The following is a 13,929-nucleotide window of genomic DNA, read 5'->3' on the forward strand; positions in this document are numbered from 1 at the left end:
CAACGCCCCGGTTTTCGGATCGGCAATCTCATCATGGTTGCTGGTGTAGGCATTGACGATGCAAGTGCTGCCCGGCGTCACGCCGTCAAGGCCTCCCTTGTAAAGCGGCTCGAGGAACACGAGGATCGAACCTGGCTGTTGCAGGTTCTGCGGGTCGATCAACAGCTCGCTGGCCCGAAACTGGCCGGCGGCGATGAAATCCTGCACGCTGGTGACGACCAGCGGAATGATCACCCAGGGTTTCGACATACAGGTGGCTTCCGCGACCATGCCGGGCTTCATCACCTGGGCCTCGATCTGCCCGAAGCCCGCCTGCAACCTGTTGCGGCCCGCTTCGTCCGGTATCAGGATTCCGGCCGGCCGCATGATCTGGGCGACGAGATCCCCGGGGCGAACGAGGAATTGCTCGACGCGGCCGTTAACGCCGGCACGGACGAAGGTCTTGTCGAGATCCACTTGCGCCTGCGCCCGCGCAGCCTCGGCGCTCGCCTTCTCGGCCGGCAACAGCGTGGAGACGCGCAACGTCGCCGACTCCCTGGCGGCGCTGGCGGCATCGACGCCGGACTGCCGCTGATCAACCAGCACCTGCAGCTTCTCGATGTCACGTTGCGGCACAATGCCGGGATTGCGGCGCTGCAACTCGCTCTTCACCTCCAGCTCGTCCTTGGCCTGCTGCAAGGAGGCCTTCGCCTCCCCGATCTGAGCGTCCGCCTTCACGACGTCGGCCTGCGCCGCGATCAACGACGCATCCACCTCGGCGATCTTTCGCTTGGCGGTCTCAAGCGCGGCCTCCTGCTTCGAACTGTCGAGCCGGAACAGAACGTCCCCCTTCTTCACCGGCGCGGTGAAGCCGACATTGACCTCGACGACACGTCCGGAGCCTTCAGGCAGGATCGGCACGGTCCTGAAGTAGATCGCCGCCGAGGATGTCGAGGGATGAAAGTAGAAGATCATCGTGATCAGCGAGATCGTGAGCATCAGGCAGCCGGTGATCCCCCATCTCAGTTCATACCAGACAGAGAAGAACGTGATCTCCTTGCCGAACCGCTTGCCTTGCCGATAGCGGCGGTAGAGGTAATCCGGCAGGATCGTCACCAGCGAGCAGATCATCAGCTCAAGCATGGTTGTGCACCTCTTGCTTCGCGGGCGTCCGGACGTCGGGACTGCCGCCAGGTCCGGATTCGGCTTCCGGTTCGGCAGCGCCCGGCGTGGCGTCGGCTATGCGCTCGACGGAATCTGCGATGCTGCGCATCGGCGTGCCGAAATCCGGCAGGTCGATGAGTGCCAGCAACAGGCCGGCGACCCAGAAGATATGCATGTGGGTAAAAAGCGATATCAAGCCGAGAACGGCGACGATCTCAAACTGAAGTTTCTGGCTCTTGTGCGCCATGCGCTCCGGCAGGCTGTGCAGCTTCCAGTACAGAGTGCCAACCCACAAGACGGTGGCTACGAGGAAAATGCCCATCACCACCATCAGGGTGTCCGACCCGTCGGCGCCGGGAATGAAAAACGGCAGATGATGGGGGGCCGCCGGATGCATCTGTTCGCTCAAGCCAAGTCTCCCGGTCGCAATAACACCGCAGGCGAATCCTGATCGACACTGCTGACGATCCTATCGCGCTTGCTTGATCTGGATCAAGGAAGCCGGTCGGCTCATCCCTACCGTTCCGGGGGCAAGGTCGAAGATCGGGCTTAGGAGTCCCCAGCCATGCGAAACAAAATCGATGACCTGATCCCGAAGGCGCACGAGATCCAGAAGCAGGCAGCGCTCAAGGAAGCGGAGAAGGCCGAGGAGCACGCCAAGCGTGCGGCTGCCATCGAAGCCGAGAAGCGCGCATTGATCGAGCGGCTGAGCAAGCCCTCCGGGCTCAGCGAGGACGAGAAGGTCAAGCTCGCGTCGACGGTGATTCAGCGGGCGGTGCGCAACGGGTTGAGCGAAGTGCAGGTCTATCGCTTTCCCAATACGCTGTGCACCGACAAGGGGCGAGCCATCAATCAGATGGAGTCCGGCTGGGAGAAGACGCTGACGGGCATCCCTAAGGAAATATACCAGCTTTGGGCTGACTACCTGCAGCCGCGCGGCTACCGCATCCGCTATCAGATCGTCGATTACCCCGGCGGCATGCCCGGCGATATCGGAATCGTCATTGCCTGGGGCGACTAGTTGAAAACGATGGACGGATATCCATGGCGAAAGACAAGCCCGCTGGGAAGATGAAGCGCAAGGACTATGAGGAAGAGCTGCAGAAGCTGCAGGCCCAGCTCTGCCAGCTCCAGGATTGGGTACAGGCGAACAAGCTCAGGGTCATCATCCTGTTCGAGGGACGCGATGCGGCCGGCAAAGGCGGAACGATCAAGGCCCTGACCGAGAAGGTCAGCCCGCGCGTGTTTCGCGTGGTCGCCCTGCCCGCGCCCTCGGATCGTGAGAAGTCCCAGCTCTTTATCCAGCGCTACATGCAGCAGTTTCCGGCGGCCGGCGAGATCGTGATCTTCGATCGCAGCTGGTACAATCGCGCGGGCGTCGAATATGTGATGGGGTTCTGCACTCCGGCGGAGCACAAGCGATTCCTTTCCCTCTGCCCGCAGATGGAGCAATACATCATCGAGGGCGGCATCATCCTGATCAAGCTGTGGCTCGAGGTCGGGATGGAGGAGCAGGAGCGCCGCTTCAGGGCGCGGATCGACGATCCGATGCGGCAATGGAAGCTGAGCCCGATGGACACGGAATCCTATCGCCGCTGGTATGATTACTCCCGCGCGCGCGACCTGATGTTCAAGGCGACGAGCTCGAAGCACGCGCCCTGGAACGTCATCCGTTCCGACGACAAGCGGCGGGCGCGGCTGAATTGCATCTCGTTCCTGCTGAAGACAATTCCTCACGGACGGGTCAGGCGCGACAAGGTCAAGCTCCCCAAGCGCTCCAACAAGGGTCGCTACAACGATCAGGCCGGACTGCGCGGAATGAAGTTCGTCGAGGAACGCTACTAGAGGGTCCAAGCCGCGCCGGGCGCGGCCTGGATCACTCCGGATCTATTTCAAGCGGATGGAAACCCCGCCCACGGCGGCTGAGACTTCGGCGCCCACCTTCGGGCCGCTGAGCTGCAGGATCACGCCATTGGCGTTCTGCAGTTGCACGCCGCCGGCGCCCGCGGCGATCGCCCCGCCGGCGCCTGCCGCGCTGTAGGAGCCTTCGATCGAGGCGGGCCCTCTGAGATTGAGGGCGCGCCCGACAAGCTTGGTGGTCGATGCGCCGATCGTGAAGCCGACGCTCATCCCCGACACCGTGAACGGATAGTGCTTGCCGCGCAGCGTCAAGACGCCCTCGCCGCCTCCGACACCAACGATGAATCCACCCTTGGTGAAGATGACGGCGACCGAGCCGGTTTCAGCCAGCGACGGCGTGCTGAAGCCGGCCAATCCAACCGCCAGCGAAGCAAGAACTCCGATCAAACTCACTTTCCTCATCATGTCCCTCCAGGAACCGGTTGCGTTACGACAGTTGCGCAAGACTCATCGCCGCAAGAATGCGAAGACGCCTTGCGGACTCTCCTTCGTCTATGATGCAGCCTTGAACTTCGGCGCGGCCGCTCGCGGCTTGCCCATCCTGGCCAATGCCTCGGTCGTCACGAGCTTCAGGCCCTCGGCCGCGTCGTAGCCATGGATCTCCTTCACATCCAGCTTGCGCATGAAATCGATGGTCTCCTGCGTGATAACCTGGCCAGGGACCATGATCGGGAAGCCCGGCGGATAGGGAATCACGAAGTTGGCGGAGACGAGAGCGAGCCCGTTCTTCAGACGCCTGTCGATCTCGGGATCGTGCAGGCGAATATATTCGCATCCTGCCGCGTCATAGGCCGAATAGAATCCGCCGCGGATGTCGCCCTCATTCGTCTTCGCGCCGGCATCGCCGCGATAGGCGTCGTGGAAATGCGAGAAGTTCGGCAAGTCGGGGACATCCTTCATTAGGCTGTTGACCCGCATGTCGAAGTCGACCCTGGCGTTCGCGCCGCCCTTGGTCAGGCCGCGATCGATTTCACCGGAGATTTCGGCCAGCACCCGGACGAGATGCGCGACGTCGCTCCGCGTATTGTTGATGTTGGACTGGATCAGGACCGAGTTGCGCGAGGTCTTGTTGACCTGGATGTTGTAGCGGCTGGCGAGCAGCCCCTTGAACGACGTTCCGTCGTACCCGGCGGTGCCGCAGACCAGCGTCATGCGGGTCGGATCGAGGCAGAACTCGTCGTCGTTCAGGCTCTTCAGGGCGCTAGCCCAGTTGGTCCCGGCCGCCAGATAGTCGGTGAATCCGCTCTCGCGGTATTGCTTCGGCACCATGGCATCCGCGCCAAGAACGCGGAAATATCTCGAAATCAACGGATTGGTGTTGACCGCGTTGCGGATGGCGAACGCGATCTCCATGGCATTGGCCACCAGTCCATATCCCTCGAGCTCCATCTGCCGGCGCGAGACGTCGAGGCTCGCGATCAGCTGCTGGTTCGGGCTGGTCGAGGCGTGCGTGAATACGGCCTCCTTGAACTGCGCTTCGACGGTGTGGAATTCGATGTCCTTGACCGCCAGCATCGAGCCCTGGCGGATCGCCGACATCGACTTGTGCGTCGAGTTGGTCTGGTAGACGCGCAGCCGGATCTGGCGCGGATCGGGGATCAGCCTGGTCTTGAGCAGAACCTCGTCGGACGGATTCTTGCCGAGCTCGGCCTGCTGTTTCTCATAGGCGGCGACCGATTTCGGATCGCGCATCCAGGCTTCGATCTCGTTCGCCGCACCCATCGCGGTTCGCCGCCTCAGGAACGGCGAAAACCGCGCGAAGCCGAACCAGGCCTCGTCCCAGAGGAAGATCAAGTCAGGCTTGATCGCGAGGCATTCCTCCATCACCCGCCGCGTGTTGTAGATGTGACCGTCGAAGGTGCAATTGGTCAGGTCGATCATCTTGACCCGGTCGAGCCGGCCGTCCGCCTTCGCGTTCAGAAGCGCCTGCTTGATCGTCCGCAACGGCACCGCGCCATACATCGAGTATTCCGTCATCGGGAATGCCTCGACGTAGAGCGGCTGCGCGCCGGCCAGCACCATGCCGTAGTGGTGCGACTTGTGGCAATTGCGGTCGACGATTGCGATGTCGCCGGGACCCAGCAGCGCCTGCACCGCCATCTTGTTGGATGTCGAGGTGCCGTTGGTCACGAAGTACACGCGGTCGGCGCCGAGCGCGCGCGCGGCCTTCTCCTGCGCTTTCTTGATGTTGCCGGTCGGCTCCAGCATGCTGTCGAGGCCGCCGGTGGTCGCGCTGCTTTCGGCAAGGAACAGGTTCAGCCCGTAGAATTCGCCCATGTCGCGGATCCAGTCCGACTTGAACACGGACTTGCCGCGCGCGATCGGCAGCGCGTGGAAGGTGCCGATCGGCCGCTGCGCATATTTCTTCAAATTGTCAAAGAACGGCGTGTCGAAGCGATCCTGCACGCCCTCCAGAATTGAAAGGTGCAATTCGAGGATGTCCTCGACCGAGTAGAACACGCGGCGCACCACATCGGCTTCGGGATTGCCGGCCAACTCCTCGACGTCGCGATTGGACATGAGGTAGAGGTCAAGCTCGGGGCGAACCCGCTTCAGGATATGGGCCAACCGTAGCGCGGACGCATCGGACTCGTCGTTGAGCCCCATGGCGCTGGTCATGGCGCGAAGCACCGGCGCATCGTGGCGCGAGCGCAGCCCGAAACCTTCATTGATCACCACCGCCGCAATATTGGGGTTCAGCATTGCCGCGCAGAAGGCGTCCTCGAGGTTGCCCACGACCACGGGCTCATAGATGAAGGCGTCGACCGGACGCCGCAGCTTGCGCCATTCCGCCAGGAGCCCGGGCCAGTTGCTGGCCGGCACTCCGGTCACGATCAGGGTCTCGAAGTAAGGACGGCGCGCCCCCGATTGTCCGAGAGTTGGCGGGAGCAGGTCGGGAACGTCGCCATTGCCATCGTCCTGCGCGCTCCAGTCACCTGCATGCTGGCGGAAGGATTTTGTCTGAAGTGCCTGGGCGATCCGCGTCGCAAGCATATGCGAGGTGGCGGCGTCGCCGGCCGCCGCGGCCTCCTTCAGCGCCGCCATCAAACGAAGGCCCGGATAGCCGTGAAATTCCTCCGTCACCGCAAGGGCCGACAGCGCAGCGTCATACGCCGCACGGTTGCCGCCCCTGCTCCATACCTTCGCCGCCTCAACCAGATCGCGCCAATTGTCGGCTCGTCCGCCGGGCCCGGAGAAGAACTGGTCGATGCGCTGCTGTGCCGGCTTCGCCTCGTTGGCCATGAGTGTCTCCCGATCTCGTGATCTCAGCGCTGGTTCTGTCCAATCGTACAAACCGGGCCCATTGCGCCCTTTGATCCAAGTCAAGCTGCAAGCTGGATTGAGACAGCCCCCCAGGCGCGCGTGATCGCGACGTCTTGCGGCGCAACAAGGCCGGATTGTCGCAGCAGTCCGTACGGCCGCGCACGCTAGATGCTTGCCTGCGGCTTCCTGTTGCTCAATACGCTGTCGAGCGTACGCGTCCAGTCGCCGCTATCGGTCTTGTCGGCAAGACCGTCCGCCCGAAGCAGATCCCGCAACTGCGCGTGCGCGCCCACGATGCAGAATGTGATCTGGCGCGATGCGAGTTCCTGATGAAGGTCGTGCAGCATGCGCGAGCCCGCAAGGTCGATGAACGGCGAGGCCGACAGGTCACAAGCCACCAGCTTGACGTCAGGCGACGTCCGAAGCGCCGCCAGCACCGTTTCGAGGATCGTCTCGGCATTGACATAGAGGAGCGAGGTCTCGGGGCGGAACGCGATGATCCCGGTCAGGGGCTCGACGTCATCGTGTCGCGCCCGGTCGGAATAGCGCCCGCTGCCGGCTTGACGGCCCAGAAACGCGATATTGGGCTGCGACGCCCGCAACAGCAGCAGGAAGATCGAGGCGACGGCGGCCAGCAGCACGCCCTGCAATATCCCGAGGAACAGCACGGACACCAGCGCGATGATAGCGGCATAGAAATCGATCCGACTGATCCGCCACATTCTGGCGAGCGCCGGAATATCGACCAGTTTGTAGACGGCTGAGAAAACGATCGCGGCGAGCACGGTCTTCGGCAGATTGGTCAGGAGGCCCGTGAAGAACAGCAGGCAGAGCGCGAGGGTTGCCGAACAGAACACCAGCGCCAGCGGCGTGCGTGCGCCGGCGGCGTCATTCACGGCCGACTGCGACAACCCGCCGGCGACGGGATAGCCATGTCCGAAGGCTGCGGCGAGATTAGCCGCGCCGAGTCCCAGAAACTCCTGCCTGACATCCAGCGGGTAGCCGTGCTTTGCCGCAAAGCTGCGCGCGGCAGACACCCCTTCCACATAGGCCAGCACCAGGCATCCGGCAGCGATCGGAAAGAGATCGTCAAATTCGAGCAGACCAAATGTCGGTAGCGACATCGTCGGCAACCCGGTCGGGATCGGCCCGGTCACCGGCAGTCCCATTTGCGCGAGCCCGAGCGCGGAGACCATCAGGATCGAGAGCGCGACCACCGCCAAGCCGATGGGCTTTCCCGGCAGCCTCTTCTCGCCGAGCAGGAGCAGCACCGTCGCAACCACACCGAAGGCGAGCACCAGCGGCCTGGTATCGCCGAGCTGGCCGGCAAGCTTGATCACGCGGTCGAAGAAGTTGTGGCCGCCTCCAGCGACGCCGAACAGGCTGGGCAGCTGGCTCATGATGATGGTGAGCCCCGCTCCGGCCTTGAAGCCCACCAGAATACTGTCGCTGATCAACCGCACCAGCAGACTGAGCTTGAACAGCCAGGCAATCAGGCAGAGCACTGCGACGCTGAAGGCCGCGAGACTGGCAATCTGCCCGTAACGCGCGGCGTCGCCGCCGGCCAATATGCCGACAGCGCCGGCGATCATCAGCGAGATCGCCGATGTGGGTCCGACCGCGAGCTGCCGGGACGAGCCCAGCAGGGCGTAGCCCACGCCGCCGAGCAGATAGCCATAGACGCCGATCTGCGGCGGCAGACCCGCGAGCCCAGCATAGGCCAGCGACACCGGAATCGCGTAGGCCGCCAGCGTGACCCCGGCGATTGCGTCCGTGCCGAGCCAGGATGCCCGGTAGTCGGCGAGCCAGTTCGCCGGCGGAAACCAGCGCATCCAACTCGTCTCTGCCTGGATCGACATCAAGCCCGCCGTATGACGCACAATGGTCGCATGTGGTTGCGCCGGCGGGCCCGATGCGCGTTGATTCAGATCAAGCCTCGCAGTGCTCAAATGTGCTTCTGATCTTGCGCGGCTCGATCGTCGTGACCTACCCATTTGCCAGATGACTGCCGGAGCGCATGGCATGCGTCAGCACCGCTTACGGACCCAAGCAACCGCAGCGCTGCTGTTGCTTGGCATGATCGCTCCGGCGCGCGCAGAGGACCGAGCCACATCCCAGCGCATCCAGGAAGAGATCTGGGCGCTGCCGACCCCGCTGCCAATGTTCGCTTATCTGGTCCGTCCGCTCGGCGATGGCCCTTTCCCACTGGTCATCATGAACCACGGCGTGTCACTGAACGCCAGGGATCGCAGCTTCTTCCCGCTGGTCGAATTCCGCGATGCCGCAATGTGGTTTGCACGGCGCGGCTATCTCGTGGTGGCACCGGTCGGGACCGGCTATGGCGCGGCGGCCATCGATATTCCCGAACGCGGTCTTTATGGCCCGTTCTTCTCCAAGATCGGCAAATGCACCAATCCGAATTTCCTCGATGCGGGCCTCGCCGTCGCGCAGGTCGATCTCTGGATCATCGACTACATGGCCGCCGAAAAGCGCACCTTGCCGAAGGATGTCATCGTCGTCGGACAGTCGGCCGGCGGCTGGGCTGCGATCGCGCTATCGAGCCTCAACCCGCCGCAGATCAAGGCCATCATCACCTTCGCCGCAGGCCGCGGCGGCCGTGTCGATGGCAAACCCAACAACAATTGCGGCCCCGACAGACTGGTCGAGGCCACCGGCATGTTTGGCCATACATCGCGGGTGCCGATGCTGTGGTTCTACATCGAGAACGACACATTCTTCGGCCCGGCCCTGTCGAAGCGAATGCACGAGGCCTTCACGCGCGCCGGCGGCCGTGCCGAGTACCATCTATTGCCGCCGTTCGGCGACGAAGGGCATTTCCTGATCGGCTCTCCCGATTCCATTCCCACATGGTCGCCTTTGGTCGAACGATTTCTCGACAAGGTTCGCTAGGCGGCCGTTCCCGCTGGAGGAGCATCCATGGTCCGATATGGTGCCTTGGCGAAGTTGGCGCTGTTTGCGGCCGGCATCAGTGCTGCCCACGCTCAACAGACGTCCTCACCGCCTGCTACGGTGAAGGACGGCGGCGAAGTAGCCCCGCGGGGGGCACGTCAGCCGGTGCGGGACATCAAGTATGGCGAGTGGCGAAAGGTCTGCTTCAACGCCGCCGGCGCCAAGACACTATGCCGGACGACGATCACCGGCACCTTCCCCACCGGGCAGACGGCCGTTCGCCTCGATCTGATCGAGCGAGAGGACGGCAGCAGCCGCGTCCAGCTATTCCTGCCGGTCGGGATGTATCTGCAAGCCGGCGTCAAGCTATCGGTCGACCAGAATGCGGTTCATCGCCTGCCCTATACCTGGTGCGTGACCAACATGTGCATCGCGGCGGATGTCGCCGATCCCAAGCTTCTCGAGGACATGGATGGCGGAAAGACGCTCTCGATCGAGGTCGTCGACACCAGCATTCTGACGATGACGACATCGGTCCCGCTCGACCGCTTTGCAAGCGTGCGCAAGGGGGCACCCGCGCTGACACTCGATCAAGTGATCGATGAATGATTGAGACCGGCAGCTGCTAGACCACGCCGGCCAACAGCCGTTCAATCGGTTGGATCAGCGAATTGGCGGTGAATGGCTTGGTCAGATAGGCCACGCACCCCGATGCCGTTGCCGCCATCCGCGTCGCCGGGTTGTCATTTCCGGTGATGTAGATGACCGGGATTTCGATGCCCTGATCCGCCAGGCGGTGCCGCAGTTCGATCCCGGACCCATCGCTGAGATTGATGTCCAATATCAGACAGACCGCGCTGTCAAAGCTGCCATGTCTCAGTAGCGCGCTTCCGGTCTCGAATAACCTGGATGCAAATCCAAACTGCCGCAGAAGCCGTCCGATTCCACGGAGCATGGAGGGATTATCATCCACGACGAAAACGAGTTTCGCGGTCGGCAAATCCTGAAGCCTCTACCTATCGCTGAATGACCTTCGCCCGCGTATGGATAAAGGGCACGTCAAGCGGCTACCGGCGCGCAATATTGTCGCGGCCAAGATCGGAGATACGCCGCGTCACAGAGCTTTCATATTGTACCATGGGACAGGAGGGGCAGAGCTCCCCGGCCGATCAAGCCTTGACCTCGCCACCGGATGCGCGCGTGCCGAGCTGCTCGGCGATCGAAACCAGCTCGGCAAGCGACTGCACCTGCATCTTCTCCATGACCTGGTGACGATGCGCCTTGATCGTGCGTTCGGTCGTGCCAAGCTCGTGCGCAATCTGCTTGTTGATCCGGCCACACACAATCAGATCGAACACCTGCCGCTCGCGCGGGGTCAGCTTCGCCAGCAGCGCGCGCAGCGAATCGAGCCTGGTTCGCCGGCCGCGGGCCAGTTCGTGCCGCGCAAGGGCGCGATTGATCGCCTCGATCAGCTGTTCCGACGCGATCGGCTTGGTCAAAAAATCTTCGGCACCTGCCTTGATCGCCTGGACGGTGGTCGCCGTGTCGGCATGTCCGGTCAGGAATACGATCGGGAGCGTCGACCCCAGTTCGTTGAGACGCCCCTGCAGCTCCGGACCACTCATTCCGGGAATGCGTACGTCCAGCAGGATGCAGCCGGCCCCTTCGTCGTCAGGCAATTGGTCGAGCAATTCCCGGGCCGATGCGTAGGTGACGACGCGATAGCCTGCGAGCTTGAGCCGGCGCTCCAGCGCTGCGCGAAACGAGGCGTCGTCGTCGACTATGTGCACGTAAGCGTGCATTGCTGCTCCATCGCCGGGTGATCGCCGCTACCTGTAGAATGTTCATCAGCGGCGATCTGAAAATGCTGCGTTCGTCGTAAATCGAACCTTGCACCCCGGCAAACAAGACCCAAACGCGCTACGCGGCCAGCGGCAGCGAAAGGTGGAATACCGCCCCTCCTCCGGACTGATTCTCGGCCCAGAGCTGGCCGCTATGCGCCAGAACGATCGTCCGTGCGATGGACAGGCCGATGCCCATGCCCTGCTCCTTTGTGGTGAAGAACGGATCGAAGATGTCGTTCAGCCTGTCCTGCGGAATTCCCGGACCGGAATCGCTGATGGAAATCACCGCCGATGCGTCCCCATTGACCTCCGTACGACCGATGATGGTGCGCCCGTAGGGCATTTTGGCCATCGCGTCCATGCTATTGACCACGAGGTTGAGAATGACCTGCTGCAACTGCACCGGATCGCCCTTCACCCGTAGGGTCTGCGGCGAGGTCTGCAGGTAGATCGCGACGTTGCGCGCCGAGGCCTGCAGCTTGAGGAAATCGAATGCTTCCCGCATGGTCTGGTTGAGGTCGATCTCCTTCTTCTCAAATGGCGCACGCTTGAGCAGGCTGCGCATCCTGCGGATCACCTCGCTTGCACGCAGATCATCGCGCTTGATGTCGGAAATGATTTCCCGCACCTCCTGAAGGTCGGGCGTCGGCGACGCGAGGATCAGCTCCGCGCTCTCGGCATTGGTCAGGATCGAGCCCAGCGGCTGGTTGAGCTCATGGGCGATCGAGGACGAGAGTTCTCCGGCGGTCGCCTGCCGATTGATATGGGCGAGCTCGGACAGGCGGCTACGGGCTTCGACCTCGGCACTCCGCCGCATGTGACGCTCGTGCAGCAGGAACGCAATGAGCGCGGTTTGAACCAGCAGCGCCACTGCCAGGGCAACGGCCCGCCAACGATATTTTTCCAGGAAGGACGGCTCACGGAAGCGAATTTCGTTGCCTCTTGGCAGACTGGCTTCGCTGACGTTCCAATGCTGCATCTGCCGCCAGTTGAAGATCGGCTTCACCGCATCGATGACCGACGGTGGCAGGCTTTCCGGCGCCTCGCCATCCAGAATCCGCAGTGCCCTGCCCGCTGCTTCGGCACCGACCAGGGATGGGACGATGACAAATCCGCCGATGCCGCCCGGTTCGAGGAACGTCTCCGCCGTAACCACGATGGGACGATTGGCTCTTGCCGCGACAAATGCGAGGGCATCCGACGGCGGATAATAGTTGCCTTTGCCGTCGCTATAGAGGCCCGTGTAGATGATCGCGCTATGCTCGGGGAGCGCCGCGACCCGCTCAACGATCTCGGGCATCGGACGTCCGATGATCTCGACGATGTCGAGGCCCGGAATGCCGGCCGCTGCCTGGTCTTTCCAATTGCGAAACAGAACTTGCCGGTCCCAGTCCGCGCCAACCAGCACGACGGTCCTGAGGCCCGGCAACACGGCGCGGGCAGCCGTGACGGCATCCTTGAGTTTCAAGTTCACGATGCCGCCGGTAACATAGGCCGGCGGCTGCAATCGCTTGAAATCGGCCTCTTCGACCAGCGAAAACACGATCGGCGTGTCGGGCCAGAGCTGCGGGCGCCAGCGGAGCGCAAGCTCAAGCGCAGCCGCGCCAATGGTGACCACCACGCCGATCGGCCGATCGCGATATTTCGCCTCGAGGAATCGCCGAAAATCCTCCTGATAGGCCTCGCCGCCGAAGCGATTGAGATCGAGGCTTTCGGTGTAGACGTTGGTCGGCGCGTGCCCGTGAGCGCTCACCGCATCCCTCAAGCCAACGAACACCTGGTAGTAGAAGGGGCCACGTCGATCGGACTGGTCCAGCACCAGCATGGAATGCGGGCGCGTTTGTTGCGCCCGGAGATCAGCCGGTGCCAACAAAGCAGCCAGCAGGATGATCAGTCCAGAGAGCCGAATTGCACTGCCCATAACGTTCGGAGCCGGAGACCAACGGGTTCAAAACCTAGCACCCGGTTGTCGCCGAGAAAATTGAAAAGTAATCTAAGACTGTGCGCACCAATTTACGAACAAATTGCCGCATTTCGCGCACCCTGTCCTTTAGGACAATGACCTCAAGACCAATAGAGACCGGCCGGGCCCTGTCGTAGTCATTGCGCGCGGACAAAAGCATTTCGAGCCGCCGCGGACGCTGCATCAGTCGTTACCCGAGAGAGTTAGTCCATGTTTGCTCGCGTCAATGCCAGACCCGCCAATGTGCCGAGCATCCTCGGTGGGTTGACCGTCCGGCACGCCAACTGCATCACCAGCGAATTCCACTACAGGAAAGGCACCGAGATCTACGGGGAGAAGGAGCCGGCGGAGTACGTCTACCAGGTCGTTTCGGGGGCGGTCCGCAGCTACAAGCTGCTCTCCGACGGACGCCGCCAGATCGGCGCCTTTCACCTTGTCGGGGACATCTTCGGCCTCGAGAATGCCGAAACCCACCGCTTTACCGCCGAAGCCATCGTCGACACCAACGTGCACCTGATCAGGCGGATCAGCCTCGAACGCGTGGCCGATTCCGATTTCGCCCTGGCTCGCAACCTGCTGGTCATGACGACCAGCAACCTGCGGCATGCCGAGGAGCACATGCTGCTGCTCGGCCGCAAGACCGCATTGGAGCGGGTTGCCGCGTTTCTGCTCGAAATGGATCGCCGGCTGACCGGAGTCGGTGTCGTCGCCTTGCCGATGTGCCGGCGTGATATTGCCGACTATCTCGGACTGACGCTCGAAACCGTGTCACGTGCGCTATCCAAGCTGCACGCCTACGGCGCGCTCAACTTCCTTGGCTCGAACCAGCGCGAGATCATGCTGGTCGACCGCGACCAGCTGTCCAGGCTGGACAATTAGCCGACG

13 protein-coding genes are annotated in these 13,929 nt (G+C 62.6%); 5 read left to right on the plus strand and 8 right to left on the minus strand.

Annotated elements, in window-relative coordinates:
- A partial coding sequence (locus J2R78_RS00005) for an HlyD family secretion protein (protein WP_253635984.1) occupies window positions 1-1,122 on the minus strand: 1,122 nt, incomplete at its 3' end.
- Window positions 1,115-1,552 carry a hypothetical protein gene (locus J2R78_RS00010; protein ID WP_253609254.1) on the minus strand — a complete coding sequence of 146 codons (438 nt, stop codon included), beginning with the start codon at window positions 1,550-1,552 and terminating at the stop codon, window positions 1,115-1,117. The genes J2R78_RS00005 and J2R78_RS00010, both read right to left, overlap by 8 nt.
- 156 nt (window positions 1,553-1,708) lie before the next feature.
- Between J2R78_RS00010 and J2R78_RS00015 the strand changes: the two genes are divergently transcribed.
- Both J2R78_RS00015 and ppk2 read left to right on the plus strand, forming a co-directional pair.
- Entirely contained in the window at window positions 1,709-2,164 is a 456-nt protein-coding gene (locus tag J2R78_RS00015) for a hypothetical protein (RefSeq protein WP_253609255.1), read from the plus strand.
- A gap of 23 nt (window positions 2,165-2,187) precedes the next feature.
- Complete coding sequence (gene ppk2, locus J2R78_RS00020; RefSeq protein ID WP_253609256.1) at window positions 2,188-2,988, plus strand: polyphosphate kinase 2; 801 nt, start codon at window positions 2,188-2,190, stop codon at window positions 2,986-2,988.
- 42 nt (window positions 2,989-3,030) lie between these two features.
- Here the strand turns inward: ppk2 and J2R78_RS00025 are convergent, their stop codons facing one another.
- The 3 genes from J2R78_RS00025 to J2R78_RS00035 all read right to left on the minus strand — a co-directional run bounded on the left by J2R78_RS00025 (window position 3,031) and on the right by J2R78_RS00035 (window position 8,186).
- Window positions 3,031-3,465 (minus strand): hypothetical protein, encoded by a 435-nt coding sequence (locus tag J2R78_RS00025; protein ID WP_253610045.1) that lies wholly within the window; start codon window positions 3,463-3,465, stop codon window positions 3,031-3,033.
- Between the two features lie 90 nt (window positions 3,466-3,555).
- A complete protein-coding gene (locus J2R78_RS00030) occupies window positions 3,556-6,306 on the minus strand; it encodes a decarboxylase (RefSeq protein ID WP_253609257.1) in 2,751 nt (916 codons plus the stop codon).
- 185 nt (window positions 6,307-6,491) lie between these two features.
- On the minus strand, window positions 6,492-8,186 hold the full coding sequence (locus tag J2R78_RS00035) for a SulP family inorganic anion transporter (protein WP_253609258.1): 1,695 nt from the start codon (window positions 8,184-8,186) through the stop codon (window positions 6,492-6,494).
- A 163-nt stretch (window positions 8,187-8,349) separates the two neighbouring features.
- Here J2R78_RS00035 and J2R78_RS00040 point away from each other — a divergent pair, with 163 nt between their 5' ends.
- Window positions 8,350-9,237 (plus strand): S9 family peptidase, encoded by an 888-nt coding sequence (locus J2R78_RS00040; protein ID WP_253609259.1) that lies wholly within the window; start codon window positions 8,350-8,352, stop codon window positions 9,235-9,237.
- A gap of 27 nt (window positions 9,238-9,264) precedes the next feature.
- Window positions 9,265-9,846 (plus strand): invasion associated locus B family protein, encoded by a 582-nt coding sequence (locus J2R78_RS00045; RefSeq protein WP_253609260.1) that lies wholly within the window; start codon window positions 9,265-9,267, stop codon window positions 9,844-9,846.
- Window positions 9,847-9,862: 16 nt separating this feature from the next.
- Here the strand turns inward: J2R78_RS00045 and J2R78_RS00050 are convergent, their stop codons facing one another.
- From J2R78_RS00050 to J2R78_RS00060, 3 genes are all read right to left on the minus strand, one after another.
- On the minus strand, window positions 9,863-10,210 hold the full coding sequence (locus J2R78_RS00050; RefSeq protein WP_309145033.1) for a response regulator: 348 nt from the start codon (window positions 10,208-10,210) through the stop codon (window positions 9,863-9,865).
- A gap of 196 nt (window positions 10,211-10,406) precedes the next feature.
- The gene (locus J2R78_RS00055) at window positions 10,407-11,039 is read right to left on the minus strand and encodes a response regulator transcription factor (RefSeq protein WP_076826313.1); all 633 of its coding nucleotides are present in this window, start codon (window positions 11,037-11,039) and stop codon (window positions 10,407-10,409) included.
- 118 nt (window positions 11,040-11,157) lie between these two features.
- Complete coding sequence (locus J2R78_RS00060; RefSeq protein ID WP_253609261.1) at window positions 11,158-12,906, minus strand: ABC transporter substrate binding protein; 1,749 nt, start codon at window positions 12,904-12,906, stop codon at window positions 11,158-11,160.
- Between the two features lie 348 nt (window positions 12,907-13,254).
- On the opposite strand from J2R78_RS00060, the gene J2R78_RS00065 reads away from it, so the two are divergent.
- Window positions 13,255-13,923 carry a helix-turn-helix domain-containing protein gene (locus tag J2R78_RS00065; RefSeq protein WP_253609262.1) on the plus strand — a complete coding sequence of 223 codons (669 nt, stop codon included), beginning with the start codon at window positions 13,255-13,257 and terminating at the stop codon, window positions 13,921-13,923.
- The last annotated feature ends 6 nt before the right edge of the window (window positions 13,924-13,929 follow it).

The organism is Bradyrhizobium sp. USDA 4538 (genome assembly GCF_024171045.1).
Classification (GTDB): domain Bacteria; phylum Pseudomonadota; class Alphaproteobacteria; order Rhizobiales; family Xanthobacteraceae; genus Bradyrhizobium; species Bradyrhizobium australafricanum.